At 60.9% G+C, this 18897-nt stretch carries 17 protein-coding genes and 1 pseudogene; 7 read left to right on the top strand and 11 right to left on the bottom strand.

Features of this window, described 5'->3' with window-relative positions:
• Nucleotides 1–32: 32 nt before the first annotated feature.
• The 3 genes and pseudogenes from DMX06_RS26785 to DMX06_RS09935 all read right to left on the bottom strand — a co-directional run bounded on the left by DMX06_RS26785 (nucleotide 33) and on the right by DMX06_RS09935 (nucleotide 3484).
• Complete coding sequence (locus tag DMX06_RS26785) at nucleotides 33–737, bottom strand: methyl-accepting chemotaxis protein (protein ID WP_375538091.1); 705 nt, start codon at nucleotides 735–737, stop codon at nucleotides 33–35.
• 201 nt (nucleotides 738–938) lie between these two features.
• A pseudogene (locus DMX06_RS26780) lies at nucleotides 939–1118 on the bottom strand (hypothetical protein); the annotation flags it as partial.
• A 968-nt stretch (nucleotides 1119–2086) separates the two neighbouring features.
• Nucleotides 2087–3484: an aminotransferase-like domain-containing protein gene (locus DMX06_RS09935; protein WP_110736595.1), complete on the bottom strand. Its 1398-nt coding sequence runs from the start codon at nucleotides 3482–3484 to the stop codon at nucleotides 2087–2089.
• 122 nt (nucleotides 3485–3606) lie between these two features.
• On the opposite strand from DMX06_RS09935, the gene DMX06_RS09930 reads away from it, so the two are divergent.
• Nucleotides 3607–4788, top strand: coding sequence for an MFS transporter (locus DMX06_RS09930; RefSeq protein WP_110736594.1), 1182 nt, complete (start codon nucleotides 3607–3609; stop codon nucleotides 4786–4788).
• Here the strand turns inward: DMX06_RS09930 and DMX06_RS09925 are convergent.
• On the bottom strand, nucleotides 4739–5500 hold the full coding sequence (locus DMX06_RS09925; protein ID WP_110736592.1) for an SDR family oxidoreductase: 762 nt from the start codon (nucleotides 5498–5500) through the stop codon (nucleotides 4739–4741). The two genes, DMX06_RS09930 and DMX06_RS09925, sit on opposite strands and share 50 nt — an antisense overlap.
• A 176-nt stretch (nucleotides 5501–5676) precedes the next feature.
• Here DMX06_RS09925 and DMX06_RS09920 point away from each other — a divergent pair, with 176 nt between their 5' ends.
• A complete protein-coding gene (locus DMX06_RS09920; RefSeq protein WP_110736590.1) occupies nucleotides 5677–6678 on the top strand; it encodes an NADP-dependent oxidoreductase in 1002 nt (333 codons plus the stop codon).
• A 72-nt stretch (nucleotides 6679–6750) separates the two neighbouring features.
• Here DMX06_RS09920 and pyrF read toward each other — a convergent pair whose 3' ends face one another.
• Nucleotides 6751–7452 (bottom strand): orotidine-5'-phosphate decarboxylase, encoded by a 702-nt coding sequence (pyrF, locus tag DMX06_RS09915; RefSeq protein WP_069017485.1) that lies wholly within the window; start codon nucleotides 7450–7452, stop codon nucleotides 6751–6753.
• Nucleotides 7453–7634: 182 nt separating this feature from the next.
• Here pyrF and DMX06_RS09910 point away from each other — a divergent pair, with 182 nt between their 5' ends.
• On the top strand, nucleotides 7635–7802 hold the full coding sequence (locus tag DMX06_RS09910; protein WP_065414470.1) for a DUF2897 family protein: 168 nt from the start codon (nucleotides 7635–7637) through the stop codon (nucleotides 7800–7802).
• Between the two features lie 52 nt (nucleotides 7803–7854).
• Here DMX06_RS09910 and DMX06_RS09905 read toward each other — a convergent pair whose 3' ends face one another.
• The 6 genes from DMX06_RS09905 to gmd all read right to left on the bottom strand — a co-directional run bounded on the left by DMX06_RS09905 (nucleotide 7855) and on the right by gmd (nucleotide 13901).
• Nucleotides 7855–8190, bottom strand: a complete 336-nt coding sequence (locus DMX06_RS09905) for a ComEA family DNA-binding protein (RefSeq protein ID WP_110736703.1) — start codon at nucleotides 8188–8190, stop codon at nucleotides 7855–7857.
• A 357-nt stretch (nucleotides 8191–8547) separates the two neighbouring features.
• Nucleotides 8548–9330: a hypothetical protein gene (locus DMX06_RS09900; RefSeq protein WP_110736588.1), complete on the bottom strand. Its 783-nt coding sequence runs from the start codon at nucleotides 9328–9330 to the stop codon at nucleotides 8548–8550.
• A 389-nt stretch (nucleotides 9331–9719) separates the two neighbouring features.
• The gene (locus DMX06_RS09895; RefSeq protein ID WP_110736587.1) at nucleotides 9720–10835 is read right to left on the bottom strand and encodes a glycosyltransferase family 4 protein; all 1116 of its coding nucleotides are present in this window, start codon (nucleotides 10833–10835) and stop codon (nucleotides 9720–9722) included.
• Nucleotides 10832–11977 carry a glycosyltransferase family 4 protein gene (locus tag DMX06_RS09890; RefSeq protein WP_110736585.1) on the bottom strand — a complete coding sequence of 382 codons (1146 nt, stop codon included), beginning with the start codon at nucleotides 11975–11977 and terminating at the stop codon, nucleotides 10832–10834. The genes DMX06_RS09895 and DMX06_RS09890 overlap by 4 nt, the downstream gene beginning before the upstream one ends.
• Complete coding sequence (locus DMX06_RS09885) at nucleotides 11974–12870, bottom strand: GDP-mannose 4,6-dehydratase (RefSeq protein WP_110736583.1); 897 nt, start codon at nucleotides 12868–12870, stop codon at nucleotides 11974–11976. The genes DMX06_RS09890 and DMX06_RS09885 overlap by 4 nt, the downstream gene beginning before the upstream one ends.
• Nucleotides 12870–13901, bottom strand: a complete 1032-nt coding sequence (gmd, locus tag DMX06_RS09880) for a GDP-mannose 4,6-dehydratase (RefSeq protein ID WP_110736582.1) — start codon at nucleotides 13899–13901, stop codon at nucleotides 12870–12872. Before gmd ends, DMX06_RS09885 begins: the two co-directional genes overlap by 1 nt.
• Nucleotides 13902–14683: 782 nt before the next feature.
• On the opposite strand from gmd, the gene DMX06_RS09875 reads away from it, so the two are divergent.
• Genes DMX06_RS09875 through rfbH form a run of 4 tightly spaced genes read left to right on the top strand, consistent with a single transcriptional unit; the run spans nucleotide 14684 to nucleotide 18895 of the window.
• Nucleotides 14684–15673 (top strand): FAD-binding oxidoreductase, encoded by a 990-nt coding sequence (locus DMX06_RS09875; protein WP_110736580.1) that lies wholly within the window; start codon nucleotides 14684–14686, stop codon nucleotides 15671–15673.
• A gap of 12 nt (nucleotides 15674–15685) precedes the next feature.
• Nucleotides 15686–16459, top strand: coding sequence for a glucose-1-phosphate cytidylyltransferase (gene rfbF, locus DMX06_RS09870; RefSeq protein WP_110736578.1), 774 nt, complete (start codon nucleotides 15686–15688; stop codon nucleotides 16457–16459).
• A gap of 7 nt (nucleotides 16460–16466) precedes the next feature.
• Nucleotides 16467–17552, top strand: coding sequence for a CDP-glucose 4,6-dehydratase (rfbG, locus tag DMX06_RS09865; RefSeq protein WP_110736701.1), 1086 nt, complete (start codon nucleotides 16467–16469; stop codon nucleotides 17550–17552).
• A gap of 29 nt (nucleotides 17553–17581) precedes the next feature.
• On the top strand, nucleotides 17582–18895 hold the full coding sequence (rfbH, locus tag DMX06_RS09860) for a lipopolysaccharide biosynthesis protein RfbH (RefSeq protein ID WP_110736576.1): 1314 nt from the start codon (nucleotides 17582–17584) through the stop codon (nucleotides 18893–18895).
• The last annotated feature ends 2 nt before the right edge of the window (nucleotides 18896–18897 follow it).

The raw sequence follows: 18897 nt of genomic DNA, 5'->3' as shown, positions 1-18897 counted from the left end.
TTTGCGGCACAAGGCCGCTTCTACAGGGGCCATTACAGCCTGAAGTGACCAACCATCCCCTTCAGGTCACTGCCCAGCTGCGCCAGCTCGACGCTTGAGCGGGCATTGTCCTCCATCGCCAGCGCCGCCTGGTCGGCACTGCCACGGATCTGCGTAATGCTGCGGCTGATCTCCTCGGCCACCGAGCTCTGCTGCTCGGCCGCCGCGGCGATCTGCTGGTTCATCTGCTGGATCAACGACACCGCCGCGGCGATGCTGCCCAGGGCGCTCTCGGTCTGCAGCGTGTCGGCCACCGCCAGGCGCACCAGCTCGGTGCTGCCACGGATCTGCGTCACCGACTGCTGGGCGTTGCCACGCAGGCTGGCGACCAGCCGCTCGATCTCCTCGGTGGACTGCCGGGTGCGCCGGGCCAGGGCGCGCACCTCGTCGGCCACCACGGCGAAGCCACGGCCCTGCTCGCCGGCACGGGCCGCCTCGATCGCCGCGTTGAGCGCCAGCAGGTTGGTCTGTTCGGCCACGCTCTTGATCACCTCCAGCACATCACCGATGGTATGGATCTCGGCGCTGAGGCTGTCGATGCCGCTGCTGGCGGTCTCGGCCGCCAGCGCCAGCTGCTCGATGCGCTCCATGCTCTGGCGCACCACCTGCTGCCCCGACTCGACCTTGTCGTCGGCATCCTGGGCCGCCTGGGCCGCCTGCTCGGCGTTGCGCGCCACATCGTGAACAGTCGCGGTCATCTGCTGCATGGCAGTGGCCACCTGCTCGGTCTCATCCTTCTGGCTGCCCACTTCGCGGTTGGTCTGCTCGGTGACCGCCGACAAGGCCTGGGCGCTGCCGGCCAGCTGATCGATGCCCTGCTGCAGGCCACTGACGATGCCAGACAGCCCCTCGGCCATCTGCTGCATGGCCTGCAGCAGCTGACCGACTTCGTCGGCACGCGGCGACTCGGCCTCGATACCCAGCTCACCCGCGGCAATCCGCCGGGCACGGCTGATAACACGCTTGAGCGGCGCGACCACGGCACGAGTGATCAACCAGGCCGCCAGCACGCCCACCAGCAGCGCCAGGGCCGTGGCCGCGGCGATGGCCACGGTGTTGCGCGCAAGCTCCGCCTGCATGGCCTGCTCCTGGGCGAGGTAGGCCTGGTCGACCCGCGTGGTGACCTGCTCGGCCCGGGCCTGCAACTGATCCTTGATCCCCCGCTCCTGGCCCAGCAGGTCGGTGTACTCGTTGAGTTTCTCGGAGAAACTGGCGATATGCCCGGCCACTTCGCCCAGCACGCTCTGGTAGCCGGCGTCGGTGACTGCCGACCTGAGCTGCTCCACCAGGCTGCCCGCCTCCACCGTCTGGGCGATGCGCCCCTCGGCAACAGCCTCGCCGCCCTTGCGGCTCTGCTCCAGGCGCACCCGGGCCTCGTCCATGGCCTGCAACATCAACCGCGATACCTGCGCCACCTGCCCGGCCTGCTCGAGGAACTCGCTGCCTTGCTGGCCCTGGGACTGCTTGAGGGTGTAGGTGCCGTCATCGACCAGGCCGGCCTGCAGCACATCGAGGTTATTGGCCACGCTCGACACCGACCAGCTGGCCATGTCCAGTGCCAGCTCCTTGGCCTGCACAGCCTGGACGAACTGGTCGAAGGCCTGCCCGTAGGCGTTAAGGTCGGCCTCGGCCCAAGACAGCGCTGGCACCGCGCGGGCCCGCTCCACTAGCCCCTGCAAGCCAGTACGCAGGGCATCGGCCTCCTTGACGTCCGAGCGCAGGGCGAAGGCCTGTTCGTGCTGGCGCAGCTTCAACAGGTCGGTATTGAACTGGGCCATCTGCCGCAGCCCGTCGAAGCGCTGGCCGACGTTGGCCAGGGCGTACACACCGATGGCGGCCACCACCAGGGTGAGCAGCAACACCAGGGCGAAACCCAGGCCCAGCTTGCGCGCCATGCCCAGGTTGGCCAATACACCGTGCTTGGTCGCTGTCATCACCACCCTCCTCGCCTTTGGCCCTCTGCCAACAGCAAGAGTGGCAATGGCGCCGACCTCGTCACAAGGGCCGCGTGCGCGAATGGTGTCATTTAGCTATGAGCATGTCGCTTTCAGACCGCCGGAGGTCGCCCCGCATGCCGGAAGAACGCCTGGGCCCGTGAATCCTGCCCATAGGCGACATTGATGCGCAGCCAGTCACTGGCCCGCCCCTGCGGATCGAAGGCGCTGCCCGGGGTGAGCAGCACCGCATGCTCCAGCGCCAGCCGCTCCAGCTCGGCAAAGTCGCGCCCGGGCACCCGGGCCCAGACGAACATGCCACCAACCGGCTCGCAGAACACCTCCCAGCCGCAGGCCTCCAGCTGCCCCAGGGTCCTCGCCCGGTGCTGACCCAAGCGCAACCGCAGGCGCTGCACACTCTTGCGGTAGCCACCATTGGCGAGCATCTGTCCGACCACCTGCTCGGCGAAGCGTGAGGTGCCAATGCCGGCAACCATCTTCAGTTCGGCCAGGCGCGCGATCAAAGGTGGGTCGGCCACCAGGTAGCCAACCCGCAACGAACTGCTGAGGGTCTTGGAGAAGCTGCCCAGGTAGATCACCCGCTGTTCGCTGTCGAGGGTCGCCAGGCGCGTGGCCGGGCCGTCCTGGAAGTCCGCGTACAGATCGTCCTCGACGATCCGCAGGTCATGCTCACGAGCCAGCTCCAGCAGGCGGTAGGCGACCTTGGGTGTCAGGCTGGTGCCGGTCGGGTTCTGGTACAGGCTGTTGATGAACAGGCAACGGGGCTGGTGCTCGGCCAGCAACTGCTCGAGCACCACCAGGTCCGGGCCAGTGGCGGTGCGCGGCACCTCGAGCATGTGCACACCGTGCAGGCGCAGCAAGTTGTACAGGTTGTAGTAGCCGGGGCGCTCCACCAGCACCGTGTCCCCCGGCTTCAACAAGGTTCGCACCAGCAGGTCGAGGGCATGGCTGGCGCCCTGGGTGGTGACGATCCGCTCCGGCTCGGCGACGATATCCAGGCGCGCCAGCCCCTTGTGCAGTTGCAGGCGCAGGCTGGCCAGGCCCTGGGGCGGGCAGTAGTCGAACAGCGCCTCGGGCGCGCCGCGGCTGACCTGGCGGATGGCCTGGGCCAGTTCGGCTTCGGCGCGCCAAGCCACCGGCAGCCAGCCGCAGCCGAGCTTGAGCAATTGTTCATGCCCTTCGCGAAACTGCCGCCAACTGCCGTCGATTGCCTCGCCCCAGGGCTCACCGGGGTCGGGCCGCAGGCCCGGCTTGCGCTCGGCGACGAAGAAGCCCGCACCATGTCGCGCCTCCAGCCAGCCGTTGGCCGCCAGGCGGTCGTAGGCCTCGATCACGCACGAGGCGCTTACCGACTGCGCCTTGGCCAGCGCGCGGATCGACGGCAGGCGTGCACCGGGACGCAGGCGCTGCTGTTCGATCCAGGCCTGCAGGTGCTCGGTCAGTTGCTGGACCAAAGGGATGGAAAGGTCACGATCAAGATGAAAATGCATGGCAAGTGTTCGCTGTTTTCAGGCAAACAGTTAAGCATAAATGCCCCGCGGGTGTGCCTTGGCGAGCACAGCTTCGAAGGCCGATGCTGCCACCACTGTCACTGTCTTGCGGATCCGTCCCGATGCCCACTCGTCAAGCCCCAGCCCTGCTGGCTTTCGCCCTGTGCCTGATCACCCTGGCGGTGAACCTGCAGGCCCCGCTGTATATCACCTACGCCGATCTGTCCGGGCAAGGCGCGGCGGCGACCGCCGTGGCCTTCTCCGGCTATGTGCTCGGCGTGCTGCCGGTGCTGTTGGCCCTCGGCGGCCTGGCCGACCGGTTGGGCCGACGCCCGCTGATCCTGGTCGCGCTGGCCCTGTCGATGGTCGCCACGCTGCTCATGCTGCTGGCGCCGAGCCTGCAGATGCTGGGCCTGGCGCGCCTGTTCCTGGGGCTGGGCACAGGCCTTGCCTCGGCCACCGCCACCGCCTACATGAGCGAACTGATGGCGCCGGATGCCAGTGGCCGCGCCGCCACCTGGGTCACCGCCAGCACGTCGCTCGGTTTCGGCCTGGGCGCGGCACTGACCAGCCTGTTCCTGCTGAGCGGGCCGACCCTCACCCCCGGCAGTTTCCACCTGCAGCTGGCGCTGGCCGCCGTCGCGCTACTGCTGGTATGGCGCCTGCCCGACCCTCGCCCGGCGCAGCACAGCGCCATGCTGCGCCTGCCCTGCTACCCCGCCGGCAGCCTGGCCTATGGCCTGGCGATCCTGCTGGCCTGGGCTTGTGTCGGGCTGGTGATCGCCCTGCTGCCAGGGATCCTGCGCCAGCACGGGCTGAGCGCCTGGTCGGGGTTCTCGACCTTCTGCGTGATCAGCTGCGGCTTGCTGTTCCAGCCGCTGGCCCGGCGCCTGGCCAGTGCACAGGCGACCTTGCTGGGGCTGCTGATCCTGCCGTGCAGCTACGCGCTACTGGCCTGGGGGGCCGACAGGGGCAATCTGCTGGGTGTGCTGTTGGGCGCCGTGGCCGCAAGCAGCGCCTGCTATGGCTTCATCTACCTGGGCGGGCTGGCGGCGGTGAACGCGCTGGCCGGCAGCGAGAAGACCCGGGCCAGTGCCGGGTTCTTCCTGCTCGCCTACCTGGGATTCAGCCTGCCGGTGATCGTTACCGGATTGCTCAGTGACCGGCTCGGCTCGCGACTGGCGCTGATCGCCTTCGGCGGCGTATTGCTGCTCGGCTGCGCAGCCGTGGCACTGACCCTGTGGATAACCTCGGTCAAATCGCCAACGCGCCGCCATCGACAGTCAGGCTGTGCCCCGTCGTGAACGCCGCGCCATCGCTGCACAGGTACAGCACCGCGCTGGCGATCTCCTCGACCTTGCCGATGCGCCCGACCGGATGCATCGCCGCGGCGAACTCGGCCTTGCGCGGATCGGCCTCGTAGGCGCGGCGGAACATGTCGGTGTCGATCACCGCCGGGCACACCGCGTTGACCCGGATGCCCTTCTTCGCATACTCGATGGCCGCCGACTTGGTCAGGCCGATCACCGCATGCTTGGATGCCGCATAGATGCTCATCTTCGGTGCCGCCGACAGGCCGGCCACCGAGGCCGTGTTGACGATGGCGCCGCCGCCCTGGGCCAGCAGCAGGGGCAGTTGGTACTTCATGCACAGCCACACACCCTTGACGTTGACCCCCATGATCGCATCGAACTCCGCCTCGCTGCCCTCCGCCAGCCGCCCCTTCTCGATCTCGATACCGGCGTTGTTGAAGGCGTAGTCGAGGCGGCCATAGGCCTTGATGACCTGCTCGTGCAGCTGGCGCACGTCACTGTCACGGGTGACGTCGCAGGCGACGAACAGCGCCTCGCCGCCAGCCTGGCGGATCAGCGCCACGGTGGCTTCGCCCCCGCTCGCGTCACGGTCGGCCACCACCACCTTGAGCCCTTCGGCGGCGAATGCCTGTGCCGTCGCCCGGCCGATACCCGCCGCGCCACCGGTGACCAGGGCAACCTGGCCGGAGAAAGTCATGCTCATCACTGGCTCCTGCAAAAGGATGGGAAGTCGTGGCTGAGTCTAGTCAGGGCACCGCCGGGCTGGGCAGCATCATCAAGGACACGGTTGGACTACTATCGTTCGCGGTGATCTTGCGTGACGCGGCCCATTCAACCCGCCGATCATCAGCCCCTCACACTCGTTCAGGAGAACCCGCCATGCCCCACACCAACCGCCGTTTCCTGCTGACCAAGCGCCCGGTCGGCGCCGTGCGTCGTGACGACTTCACCTACGAGCAGGTGCCCGCCAGCGAGCCGGGGGAAGGCCAGGTACTGGTGAAGAACCTCTACCTGTCGCTGGATCCGGCCATGCGCGGCTGGATGAACGAAGGCAAGTCGTACATCCCGCCCGTGGGGCTGGGCCAGGTCATGCGCGCCCTCGGCGTCGGCGAGGTGGTCAGCTCCAAGCACCCGGACTACAAGCCCGGTGACCATGTCAGCGGTGCCCTTGGCGTGCAGGATTACTTCACCGGCGAACCCCAGGGCCTGCACCGGATCGATCCACGCCTGGCGCCCCTGCCCCGCTACCTGTCCGCCCTGGGCATGACCGGCATGACCGCCTACTTCGCCCTGCTCGATGTCGGCCAACCCAAGGCCGGCGAAACCGTGGTGATCTCGGGTGCCGCCGGCGCGGTCGGCAGCATTGCCGGGCAGATCGCCAAGCTCAAGGGCTGCCGCGTGGTGGGCATCGCCGGTGGCGCGCAGAAGTGCAAGTACCTGCTGGACGAACTGGGCTTCGACGGGGTCATCGACTACAAGGCCGAGGATGTGCTGGCCGGTCTCAAGCGTGAATGCCCCAATGGCGTGGATGTGTACTTCGACAACGTCGGCGGCGATATCCTCGATGCCGTGCTGTCGCGCCTGAACTTCAAGGCCCGTGTGGTGATCTGCGGCGCCATCAGCCAGTACAACAACAAGGAAGCGGTCAAGGGCCCGGCCAACTACCTGTCGCTGCTGGTCAACCGTGCGCGCATGGAAGGTTTCGTGGTGATGGACTACGTCAAGGAGTACGGCAAGGCCGCGCAGGAAATGGCCGGCTGGCTGGCCAGCGGCAAGGTGAAGAGCAAGGAGGATGTGGTGGAGGGCCTGGAGACCTTCCCCGAGACGCTGCTCAAGCTGTTCAGCGGGGAGAATTTCGGCAAGCTGGTGCTGAAGGTCTGATCATTGCGGTCTGCGCTCGCGCGCAGACAGATTGTGTGGGAGCGGGCTTGCCCGCTCCCACAGTCTCTCGGATCAGCCGCGAATTTCAGCCACCACAGCAGCCAGCGCCTTGGCCGGATCCGCCGCCTGGCTGATCGGACGCCCGATCACCAGGTAATCAGAACCGGCGTCCAGCGCCTGACGCGGGGTCAGGATCCGGCGCTGATCATCCTGGGCACTGCCCGCCGGGCGAATACCCGGGGTCACCAGCTGCAACGACGGATGCGCCGCCTTCAGTGCCGGCGCTTCCAGTGCCGAGCACACCAGGCCGTCCATGCCGGCCTTCTGCGCCAGCGCCGCCAGGCGCAGCACCTGCTCCTGCGGGTCGACATCCAGGCCGATGCCGGCCAGGTCCTCGCGCTCCATGCTGGTCAGCACGGTCACGCCGATCAGCAGCGGCTGCGGGCCACTGCGCTTGGCCAGCTCTTCACGGCAGGCCGACATCATGCGCAGGCCACCGGAGCAGTGCACGTTGACCATCCATACGCCCATCTCGGCCGCGGCCTTGACCGCCATGGCAGTGGTGTTGGGGATATCGTGGAACTTGAGGTCGAGGAACACTTCGAAACCCTTGCTGCACAGGGTCTCGACGATGCCTGAGGCGCTGCTGGTGAACAGTTCCTTGCCCACCTTGACCCGGCACAGGGCGGGATCGAGCTGGTCGGCCAGCTTCAGGGCGGCGTCACGGGTGGGGAAATCCAGGGCGACGATCAGGGGCGTCTGGCAGGCGGACATGGGCAGGGTCTCTTGGCAAGTCGTAAACGGCGCGCATTGTAAACGAAGTGGCGCGGGGTTTGGGGGCCGTGGGTCATGAGAATTGGCCCGGCCGCGGGCGACTCCTATAATTGAACCAACGGCTGCGGCAATGGCTCGAATGCCATGTAAGCGGTGCCCTACACGCTTTCAGGAGAATCTCGATGCCTTGGTATGCCTGGTTGATACTGCTTGTTGCTCTCGGGTCGATTGTCGGCGGGTTGATGATGCTGCGGGACACGGCGAAGAAGTTGCCGTTGACCGAGGAGCAGTTGAAGAAAGTGCATGAGCGCAATGCCGAGGCTGATGCCAAGGATGCGCAGGATCGCTGAAATCCCCTGGAGGTCGGCCGATGCAAGATCGGCCGGCTTGATCTGCTTGAAGCTACTCGACCGTCAATCTTTCACGATTGCGTTCCAGCAATGCGTTGCCAATACCGGGAATCTCCAGTAATTCATCCACGCTGGCAAATGGTCCGTGCGTCTCGCGATACTGCACGATGGCCTCGGCCTTGGTTTTGCCGATGCCGTTGAGCGCTTTTTGCAGGGTAGCGGCGTCTGCGTTGTTGAGGTTCAGCTTTGCGGATTGGGTGGGGGTGGCCAGACCAGTCGCCACCACCGGCGTGGGGTCGACAGGCGTTACCGCAGGCGCAGCGGTGGCGGAAAAAGCCAGGCTTGCAAATAGCGGAAGCAGTAGGTGGGAAAGGACAATATTGCGCATCATGTTCACTCCTTTGGCTCAATGGGTAGGCAGCGTTTCCGTAGCTGCGTGATTAAGCTAGCAAGGGGTGATTACGCGTGCGATGCGACAAGTATTGCAAAATCCGACGTTGTTGAAGGTTTGGTTCACCAGGCAAACCCATGCTGGTTGGGCATCAAAGCAAAGAACCGACTGCCGAAGCTGCCACTTCCTACACAGTTGAGTTTTTCTTTCCTCCCCATTACAGGGAAACAACTGACTACCAGCACACCAACTTTCAACGCCCCTTTTCCCACGACCACAGGGCTCTGCAAAGGCTATAAGCGCTTGCAGGACCGCTGGCGAGCACGGTGAAACCTCAGCGACTTGTAACCAGGTTTATCGCACAGCCGCACCGGTCAAGGCCGGGTCCCGAAGCTCAAGAGTATCGAGCCTTGCGTGAGTTCGAGTGATGTCGAGCCCAACCAGTACCGCAGCCAGCGCGATGAACATCTCGTAGATAAAGCCCACGTTGAACAGGGCCACATCGACAACGATGAAGAGTACCGAATGAATGAGGAAGAACGAGAGGAAACCAACGCTGGCGACAGGCATCTCGCGCAGGAGACTCATGGACTTGAACGCGCCCGACATTTTCACCAGCGGCAGCCCCAACCAAAGACCAGACAGGAACAGATAAAACAGCGGGTTGAGCAGGTGCGAAACATTTTCCAGATAGTAGTAGTAGGTCGCCTCACTACTGACTCCCAGGATTTCCGCCACGTTGATGTTATGTAGGTTCGTCTCGCCCTGGGCATTGTGCGAGGTCAGGAGCGGCACTGCATCGGCATAGTTGAACCAGTGGTAGCCCCAGCTGGTTTCCTCACCGAACGCGAACAGACTCACTGCGGCATAGAGTGCCAGCCAGCAGCGCTCCACGACAGAGCGGGATCGCATGAACAGGCTGCAGAAAACACCGAATGCCATGGCCCAAAGGAGCGCGGACAGTACCTCGAGGAAGGAGTCTTCGTTGGTGCTCAGAATTTGCTCGGTGACGCACCATTTCAAGGCCGAGGACTCGACCCAGGTGTAGTTATCAACAGCGCATAGCACGTACAACGCCACTACGAATACAACGGAGACCCTCAGGTAGGGGGCCTTCAACAGCCACTTCGACATCATTGAATCACTCGTCCATTTTTGCGCTACTGGTTTGCGCGGTGTCCATTTGAATGAAACGTTTCGTCCCTACAGGCGTTAGCACTGCTCTGACAATACAGATACTAATGAGAATCAGCAGCAACAAGTAGCACCATAGTGATGGCGAAATGCCTGCACTCGAAACTGCGACGCATCATACACGGTAATGGTAGTGAAAGGAAAAAAAACAACTGCATGGAAGGGGCAGATGTCGGGATAACGTTCGGCTTTTGGCCGCCTGCCCGCTAGCGTTCGCTTATGCGAACGCGATGAGTTGCAAGAGAAGTGGCTGTTAATTCAATGCAAAGCACAGAAAGCTCCCCGATATTTTTATTACCGAAAGCGCTAAATACGGAGCCACGAAAACACAACTAGCTTTGCATCAACTCACGGTACAAGGCAGCATACGACGCGACCATGGCATCGGCGGTAAATACCTGTTCATAGCGTAGTGCGGCCTGGGCGCCCATGACCGCAGCGCGTGCAGGATCATTCCATAGCTCGCTCATGGCACGACCCAGCGCCGCAGCGTCAGCCGGCTCCACCACAAGCCCGGTCTTGTCTGCAATATTGATGAACGTTGTGCCACAGCCCATTTCACAGGAAATCATGGGTTTACCAAACATGGCAGCCTCAAGCAGAGAAATACCAAAAGACTCGGAACGCAGGTGAGAGGGAAAAACGAAGGCATAGCAAAGCTGCAGCAAAGCCACCTTATCTTCATCAGGTAGACCTCCAAGGAAATGGACGTTCTGCAAGCCCAGCGCTTGAGCCTTCGCCTTGAGCTCCAGCTCTTGATATCCACCGCCAAGAATTACGACCGGCAGCCCCGTAGCCGCAGCGGCCTCCAGCAAGTAATCCAAGCCTTTGTAGTAACGAAGCGCACCAACAAACAAGAACCAGCGCTCACCAAAAGTGTGACGCCAACGCCGTATTGTTGACTCAGCAGGCTGTGGATAAGTGGCACGGTCTAGGCCATAAGGAATGACACTGAGTTTACTCTTGTAACGGCAAAGAACAGTGCTGCTTTCAGCATAATTAGGTGACGAGGCTACAACCCGATCGACACTATTCAGAAATCTTTGCATGAGTGGCTGGTAAAGCTTGAACAACCATTTCTGCTTAACGATGTCGGCGTGATAGCTGACCACCGTTGGCTTCTGAATACGGCTGGCAAAATGCACGAGATCCATGTAGGGCCAGGGAAAATGGTAGTGCACAATATCGGCCTGTTCAGCCAGTTGGACAAAATCGGCGAACGCAGACAATGAGAACCCGGTAGAAGCCAAGTGCAGGTCCAGCTTCGAACGATGCGTAAGATGATGCCCAATCGTTTCGTTGCGAGCGGCCCCTCGCTCGCTCAGATACAAGACTTCTGACTGAAGGCCGTACCGTGCCCCGCCTTCAGCAATTTGATAGATGACCTGCTCGATCCCCCCCATGGTTTCAGGGTAATAGGTCTTGAAAAAATGCAGAACCTTGATCATCGCCCCTCGCTGATTTTTTTATAGACCTGGACGGTAGCTTGAGCACAGCGCTCCCACGAAAAACCACTTGCATGCTGCAACCCATCGGCCTTAGCCCCCCTCCGCCAGGCTTCATCTTCCAGCCCCTGGCGCAGTATGGCACTTAGACCATCCACATCATCCGGCACACACATCAGCGCTGCCTTTCCTGCCACCTCCGGCAACGAGGAACTATTGGAGCACACCACGGGAACCCCAGAACTCATGGCCTCGAGCACTGGTAAACCAAATCCTTCGTAATGTGAAGGAAAGGCAAATAGCCTGGCTCCCGCATACAGCAGCGGCAGATCTTCGCTGGCAACAAAGCCTAAGTAACGCGCCCACCCTTGCTGCTGAGCCTTGCCAATGCGCTCGTGAATAGCTTCACTGCGCCAACCGTGATAACCACTAAGCACGAGGGGCCAGCGTTGGCGCAGCGCCAATGGCAGCTTGCCATACGCATCCAGTAAGGTCTCGATGTTTTTACGTGGTTCGATAGTACCCACGAATAAACTGTAGGCTCCCGGTTCCAGTCCATACCGTAGGAGTGTGTCGTGCAGCACGTGCGGACTTCGAGGATAAAACTCTGGCGAACTGGCCAGTGGTACCGCATGGATACGCTCAATGGGCCATGCGAAGTAATCGGCCAACTCCTGACGGGTGTACTCCGAGTCGGTGATTAAAGCATCTGCTCGCTTGAGCGTAAGCGAGAGTTCTTTCTGCAGGAAGCGCACGATCTGAGGGGCGTGGCAATGTGCCCACGTAAACGGCGACAGATCGTGAAAGGTCGCCACGCTTCGACCCTCGAACGGTGGCAGATAGTAATTGGGACTGTGGTAGATATAGTCCCCATGACCTCGTAATGCATGTTTGCGCAGATATGGCATAAGCCTACGGTAGGCTTCGACAGCCAAGCCATTCTTCTGAACAAATCGTTTCAGGCCATGAACAGCGTCGGATTGGTCAGACGCTGCTGGAATGCCAGCCAAGAATCGCCTTCCGGCGAAAAACTGAATATCGGTGATTTCCCTGTTTTGTTGCAACCTGGTAGCCAGCTCATAGGTATAGCGACCTATACCGGTAAGCGGAAAGCGAACCGGTTCGACGGAGAGTATTAGCTTCATTTACTCGCAAGCATCCAACCTAAGGTATTGTCCAGCGATGGAGTTTGCCAACCCGGCACAAGTCCACGAAGGCGCGCGTTGTCGCCACACAAGGTCTTTACCTCATTAGCACGAACAAACGCTTGATTGACCTGCACTCCAATCCGATGCCCCGTAATAGCCTCACATTTGGCAATCACTTCACGCAGGGAGTGTGTTTGGCCGGAGCTAACGTTCACCGTTTGCCCCACCGGCCTGGCCTCAATGAGCCCGCGGTAAGCCTGAACAACTGCACGGACATCGCTGAAGTCGCGCCATACGTCGAGATTACCGAGCTCGATGGTCGCTGCTTTATGTTGGAAGTGCGCAACAATCTTGGGCAGGAGAAAATTCTCAGCCTGACCAACACCTGTATAGTTGAAGGGACGCGTGATAACGATCGGCAGGCGGTCAAACCACAAGCGAGTCATGTACTCCATTGCCAGCTTGCTGACTGCGTAATCGTTGGCCGGCGCAGGCAGCGCCTGCTCATCCAGCATGCCTTCGGAGGTGTTGCCGTAAACATTTGCACTGCTGGCTATCAATACGCACTCTGGCACCTTGCCGCAAGCCGCGACGGCTTCGAGCAAGTTACGGGTGCCAATCAGGTTAACCTGATAGAACGCGTCGGCAGCGCCATGCCCCACGAATGCAAGAGCAGCCAGATGCACAACGACATCCGGCTGCAGTTCGGCCAGCAACGCACGCAATCCCATTCCATCGAGAAGATCGACCTGGTGGTAATCAGGCACGGACAGTGGCTGACTACCCGTACCGATTACCTCATAGCCACTGGCTTTCAGTTCGGCCGCCATGTAGCGTCCGGTAAAACCGTGAATACCCGTGATCAACGCGCGCTTGCAGGCCTTTGGCATCAGAACGAGATCCCTTTTTCGTTACGACGCAGGTCGGCTTCGACCATCATGCGGCATAGTTCCTCCAGAGTGGTCTTGGGTTCCCAGCCCAGTATTTGCTTGGCCTTGGCTGGGTTACCGATCAGCAACTCCACTTCTGCGGGACGGTAGAACTTCGGATTGATGACGACCAACACTTTGCCACTCGCAGCACATGCGCCCTGCTCTGCCTCCTCCTTGCCACTCCAGTTGATCTGGATACCCACCGCCTTGAAGGCCATGGAGACGAAATCACGTACGGTCTCGGTGCGATTGGTGGCAAGCACGAAAGTATCTGGCTCATCAGCCTGCAGCATGCGCCACATACCCTCGACGTATTCTTTGGCGAAACCCCAGTCACGCTTGGCGTCGAGGTTACCCAGTTCAAGCTTGTCGAGCAGGCCGAGCTTGATCTTGGCAACCGCGTCGGTGATCTTTCGCGTAACAAACTCACGACCACGCAGCGGCGATTCATGATTGAAAAGGATACCGCTGGTAGCAAAGATACCGTAGGACTCTCGGTAGTTGATGGTCATCCAGTGAGCATACAGCTTGGCCACACCATAAGGGCTGCGTGGGTAGAATGGCGTGGTTTCGACCTGGGGTATCTCTTGTACCTTGCCGAACATCTCCGAGGTGGAAGCTTGGTAGAAGCGGACCTTTGGATTGACGATACGAATGGCTTCGAGCAGGTTCACAGCGCCCAGACCGGTTATTTCAGCGGTCGTCAAAGGTTGCTCGAACGAAACGCCAACGAAGCTTTGTGCTGCAAGGTTATAGACCTCGGTAGCCTCGGTAGTCTGGAGCAGGCGAATGCTAGCAGAGAGGTCGGTGAGGTCGTACTCGACCAAATGCAGGTTCGGATTGGTGTGAATCCCCAATTCCTCGATGCGCCAGAAATTAACCGAGCTGGTGCGACGGTAGGTCCCATAGACCGTATAGCCTTTTTCCAGCAGCAGTTCCGCCAGATAGGCGCCGTCTTGACCAGTGATCCCTGTAACGATTGCTTTCATGCGACTTAACCAACTCCAATAGTGCCGTGCGGGCATGTGTGATTGTTACGATCCAGCGCGCGATTCCAGCCACACGCATGCAGATTCAGTGGGAGAGTATACATCCGTTACCTTGCAGGCTCGACCCAGAAAACCGACAGGTGCTGGTGAGTAAACAGCCAAACAGCAACCTCACAGAGCCATCATTTTGCCTCCAGTGACTCCACACCAATCACCCGTCCGGAAAATCGCGCGACGCATTGGTAGCGACCGAGCAAAGCTGCCGACCACAACATCGCTGAAGCGCCTGCTTGATCCGAAGGGCACATCCTGCGCTTCTGGATTACCGCCGTCGCCCTAAAATCTACTAATGCACACTGCCCATACCTTCGTTATCATGCACCCATTGACGACGCCCCACAGCGCGGCTCCACATATTGCATGGAAAGCATTAATAACGTGTTTAATGGATCTCCCGAGCGCGCTCGGAACCGCACCGAGCAGCTGACGAGCGCATCTTTTCCCACGCGCCTACATCCCCGTGCTTCCCAGGATCTGCCGCTGGGCGTCGGAAAATTCTCTATCCCTCGCCGCCTGGAAATTCCAGCACGGAAGTTGCCGCCCCGGTGGTAGACTCCCTTCCAGGCCGCTCGATCTGCACCAGCGGCAAGTAGTCAATTCAACGCCGCCACTTGAAATCACTTCAAAGTCGGGCCTCATTCACTTGCCAGGGCATGGGATCTCTCACCAGGGACAGATTGAGCCCCCTCCTGCAGCGTCCATCCTCCGCAACCGGTAATATCATGGCTTCAGTGAAACTACAAAACGGGAAGGTTTTCAGTTCCGAATCCGGCACCTCGCTACTCGACAGCGCCAGAGCCGCAGGCATCACCCTGGAATACAGCTGTCGTACGGGCCGCTGTGGCGTCTGCAAAACAAGGGTGGTGCGTGGCGAAACTGAAGCCTTGCGTGAAGAGACATCGCTGAACACAGAAGAACGCGCCGCCGGGATGATCCTCACCTGCTGCCGCCATGCCGTAAGCGACGTCGAAATCGATGCCGAAGACCTCGGCGCCCTAGGCGACATCGTGGTCAAGACCGTACCATGCCGCATCGACCGCCTTACTCGCCTGACCGACAATGTGATCGAGGTCGTACTGCGGGTCCCGCCCACTGGCAAGCTCACCTACCTGCCGGGTCAATACCTGGACGTGATCGGTGAAGGTGGCCTGCGCCGCAGTTACTCCATAGCCAACGCCCAGCGCGAGGACGGCAAGCTCGAGCTGCAAATACGCGAAGTCGCACAAGGCCTCATGTCGCAATACTGGTTCGGCAGTGCCAAGCACAACGACCTGCTGCGATTGGAAGGACCGCTGGGCACCTTTTGCCTACGCGACAAAGAAGCCTCCACCATCGTGTTTCTCGCCACTGGCACAGGCATCGCGCCAGTGAAAGCCATGCTCGAACAATTGCTGGACAACCCCGAGTTGGCAGCGAGCAAGAAAATCTACATCTACTGGGGCGGACGCACCCCCGGCGATATCTACTGGACGCCCCAACTCGAAGGCCTCAACGCCGAATTCATTCCGGTACTATCCCGAGCCAACGGTGACTGGCACGGGCGCACCGGCTACGTGCAAAAGGCACTGCTCGATGATGGCATCGAGCTTACTGATGCGGTCATCTATGCCTGCGGTTCGGAAGACATGATCCACTCCGCCCGTGAGGCGCTGACCGCGGCCGGACTACCGGCCAAACACTTTTACTCCGATGCATTTGTAAGCTCAAACTAACAAGGAGCAGTCATGAAAGCAGTCATTTTGGCAGGTGGGCTGGGGACACGCTTGAGCGAGGAGACCGGTACTCGTCCCAAGCCCATGGTCGAGATCGGCGGCAAGCCGATCCTTTGGCATATCATGAAAATGTACTCCTCGCACGGCATCAATGACTTCATCATCTGCTGCGGCTACAAGGGCTACATGATCAAGGAGTACTTCGCCAACTACTTCCTGCACACTTCTGATGTCACCTTCAACATGCGCGACAACAGCATGGAAGTGCATGACAAGCGTGCCGAAGATTGGAACGTGACGTTGGTCGACACTGGCGAAACCTCGATGACCGGCGGCCGCCTGCGTCGTGTGGCTGATTACGTACGCCACGAGGAAGCCTTCTGCTTCACCTACGGTGATGGCGTCGGCGACATGGACATCAGTGCCACCATTGCCTTCCACAAACGCCACGGCAAGGACGCAACGCTGACCGCCACCTATCCGCCAGGCCGTTTCGGTGCACTGGACATCAGCAATGGCCAGGTCCTGAACTTCAAGGAGAAGCCCAAGGGCGACGGTGCCATGATCAACGGCGGTTTCTTCGTACTTTCGCCGAAGGTGCTCGATCGTTTAAGCGACGACAGCACCGTCTGGGAACAAGCGCCGCTGATGGGCTTGGCCGACGACGGCCAACTGATGGCCTACGAGCATGCCGGCTTCTGGCAACCGATGGACACCCTGCACGACAAGAACCTGCTGGAAAGGCTGTGGCAAACTGGCACCGCGCCGTGGAAATCCTGGGAATAATGTGAACATGAAAGCTTCCGTCTCGGCCGCCTTCTGGCAAGGCAAGAAGGTTTTCCTCACTGGCCATACCGGTTTCAAGGGCAGTTGGCTGGCCCTTTGGCTGCAGGGCATGGGCGCACAGGTTAAAGGCTTTGCCCTGGCGCCGCCGACTACACCGTCACTGTTCGAACAAGCGCAAGTCGAGCGAGGCATGCACTCTTCGCAGATTGGCGACATTCGCGACCTCGCAGCCATCACCGAAAGCATGACGGCATTTGACCCGGACATCCTGATCCACATGGCGGCTCAGCCGCTGGTGCGCCTTTCGTACCGCGAACCGGTGGAAACCTACGCCACCAACGTGATGGGCACAGTACACGTGCTGGAGGCCGCGCGCCGGTGTGCGAATCTACGCGCCATCGTCAATGTCACCACCGACAAATGCTACGAAAACCAGGAGTGGGAATGGGGCTACCGTGAAAACGAGCCCATGGGCGGCCACGATCCCTACAGCAACAGCAAGGGCTGCGTCGAGCTGATAACCAGCGCCTACCGAAACTCGTTCTTCAACACCGAACATGCTGCGGCCCTGGCCTCGGCACGTGCCGGCAATGTCATCGGCGGCGGTGACTGGGCCGACGACCGGCTAATCCCCGATATCCTTCGCGCCGTTGCGCAGGGCCAGCCGGTGGTGGTACGCAACCCCAAGGCCACCCGTCCCTGGCAGCACGTTTTGGAGCCGCTCAGCGGTTACCTTGTACTGGCCCAGCAGCTATGGGAGCATGGCCAATCCGTTGCGCAAGGGTGGAACTTCGGGCCACGGGACGAAGATGCACGCCCCGTCGAATGGATCCTCGACCACATGACCCAGGCGTGGGGCGATGGCGCCGGCTGGCAACTGGACAACGACCCACAGCCGCATGAGGCCCGCTACCTGAAACTGGATATTTCCAAGGCTCGCACCCACCTGAAGTGGGAGCCGACCTGGAACCTCGAGACCACCTTGACCCGCATTGTCAACTGGCACCGCGCCTGGCTGCAGGGCGATGACATGCATACCCAATGTGCAAACGAAATCGACAGCTACATGGCAGCCATGGCCTCTGGCGCCTAAATCACTATTAGCTTGAGCAGGAACTACTTATGACCCCCGATATGCTCCGTCAGGAAATCAGCCAGCTCGTCGAGCGCTACGCTCAGACCGCCATGGCTGCCAAACCTTTTGTTGGGGGCGAAACAGTCATCCCTCCTTCGGGCAAGGTAATCGGAGCCCGTGAGTTGCAACTGATGGTCGAAGCCTCGCTGGACGGCTGGCTGACCACTGGCCGTTTCAACGCCGAGTTCGAGAAGAAGCTGGCCGAGTTCCTCGGCGTCAAGTACCTGATCACCGTAAACTCTGGTTCGTCGGCCAACCTGGTGGCCTTCAGCACCCTGACCTCGCCCAAGCTGGGCGAGCGCGCCATCAAGAAAGGCGACGAAGTGATCGGCGTGGCCGCCGGCTTCCCGACCACCGTCAATCCGATCGTGCAGTTCGGCGCCATCCCGGTGTTCGTCGACGTCGACATGGCTACCCACAACATCGATGCCGACCTGATCGAGGCTGCCATCACCCCGAAGACCAAGGCCATCATGCTTGCCCACACCCTGGGCAACCCGTTCAACCTGGCCAAGGTCAAGGCGATCTGCGAGAAGTACAACCTGTGGCTGGTCGAAGACTGCTGCGACGCCCTGGGCGCCAAATTTGACGGCAAGCTGGTCGGGACCTTCGGCGACATCGCCACCCTGAGCTTCTACCCGGCCCACCACATCACCATGGGTGAAGGCGGCGCTGTGTTCACCAACAACGCCCAGCTCAAGCTGATCGCCGAATCGTTCCGTGACTGGGGCCGCGACTGCTACTGCGCGCCAGGCTGCGATGACACCTGCGGAAACCGCTTCGGCCAGCAGTTCGGCAGCCTGCCGCAAGGCTACGACCACAAGTACGTGTACGCCCACCTGGGCTACAACCTGAAAATCACCGACATGCAGGCGGCCTGCGGCCTGGCCCAACTGGACCGAGCACCGGAGTTCATCGAAACCCGCAAGCGCAACTTCACGCTGCTAAAGGAGCGCCTGTCGAGCCTGAGCGACTTCCTGGAAATCGCCGAGCCGACCCCGAACAGCGAGCCGTCCTGGTTCGGCTTCCCGGTCACCCTGAAGGAAAGCGCCGGGGTCAAACGTGTCGACCTGCTGAAGTTCCTCGATCAGCACAAGATCGGTACCCGCCTACTGTTCGCTGGCAACCTGATCCGCCAGCCGTACTTCCACAACGTGGAATACCGCGTGGTCGGCGAACTGACCAACACCGACCGGACCATGAACCAGACCTTCTGGCTGGGTGTGCAGCCTTCGCTGGGCCAGGAGCACTTCGACTTCGTCGGTGAAAAACTGGAAGAATTCTTCGGGATCGGTTTCTAACT

This window comes from Pseudomonas mosselii (assembly GCF_003205295.1).
Classification (GTDB): Bacteria; Pseudomonadota; Gammaproteobacteria; order Pseudomonadales; family Pseudomonadaceae; genus Aquipseudomonas; species Aquipseudomonas mosselii_B.
This window is presented reverse-complemented; position numbering and strand designations above follow the sequence as displayed.

Bases quoted from the DNA above. Each gene is read 5' to 3' on its own strand.
- rfbH (WP_110736576.1), top strand. From the start codon at position 17,582: ATGACCCCCGATATGCTCCGTCAGGAAATCAGCCAGCTCGTCGAGCGC.
- DMX06_RS09920 (WP_110736590.1), top strand. From the start codon at position 5,677: ATGCCCCACACCAACCGCCGTTTCCTGCTGACCAAGCGCCCGGTCGGC.
- DMX06_RS09895 (WP_110736587.1), bottom strand. From the start codon at position 10,835: ATGATCAAGGTTCTGCATTTTTTCAAGACCTATTACCCTGAAACCATG.
- DMX06_RS09900 (WP_110736588.1), bottom strand. From the start codon at position 9,330: ATGATGTCGAAGTGGCTGTTGAAGGCCCCCTACCTGAGGGTCTCCGTT.
- DMX06_RS09925 (WP_110736592.1), bottom strand. From the start codon at position 5,500: ATGAGCATGACTTTCTCCGGCCAGGTTGCCCTGGTCACCGGTGGCGCG.
- DMX06_RS09910 (WP_065414470.1), top strand. From the start codon at position 7,635: ATGCCTTGGTATGCCTGGTTGATACTGCTTGTTGCTCTCGGGTCGATT.
- DMX06_RS09885 (WP_110736583.1), bottom strand. From the start codon at position 12,870: ATGCCAAAGGCCTGCAAGCGCGCGTTGATCACGGGTATTCACGGTTTT.
- rfbG (WP_110736701.1), top strand. From the start codon at position 16,467: ATGAAAGCTTCCGTCTCGGCCGCCTTCTGGCAAGGCAAGAAGGTTTTC.
- DMX06_RS09935 (WP_110736595.1), bottom strand. From the start codon at position 3,484: ATGCATTTTCATCTTGATCGTGACCTTTCCATCCCTTTGGTCCAGCAA.
- DMX06_RS26785 (WP_375538091.1), bottom strand. From the start codon at position 737: ATGACCGCGACTGTTCACGATGTGGCGCGCAACGCCGAGCAGGCGGCC.
- DMX06_RS09875 (WP_110736580.1), top strand. From the start codon at position 14,684: ATGGCTTCAGTGAAACTACAAAACGGGAAGGTTTTCAGTTCCGAATCC.
- DMX06_RS09890 (WP_110736585.1), bottom strand. From the start codon at position 11,977: ATGAAGCTAATACTCTCCGTCGAACCGGTTCGCTTTCCGCTTACCGGT.
- DMX06_RS09905 (WP_110736703.1), bottom strand. From the start codon at position 8,190: ATGCGCAATATTGTCCTTTCCCACCTACTGCTTCCGCTATTTGCAAGC.
- gmd (WP_110736582.1), bottom strand. From the start codon at position 13,901: ATGAAAGCAATCGTTACAGGGATCACTGGTCAAGACGGCGCCTATCTG.
- DMX06_RS09930 (WP_110736594.1), top strand. From the start codon at position 3,607: ATGCCCACTCGTCAAGCCCCAGCCCTGCTGGCTTTCGCCCTGTGCCTG.
- pyrF (WP_069017485.1), bottom strand. From the start codon at position 7,452: ATGTCCGCCTGCCAGACGCCCCTGATCGTCGCCCTGGATTTCCCCACC.
- rfbF (WP_110736578.1), top strand. From the start codon at position 15,686: ATGAAAGCAGTCATTTTGGCAGGTGGGCTGGGGACACGCTTGAGCGAG.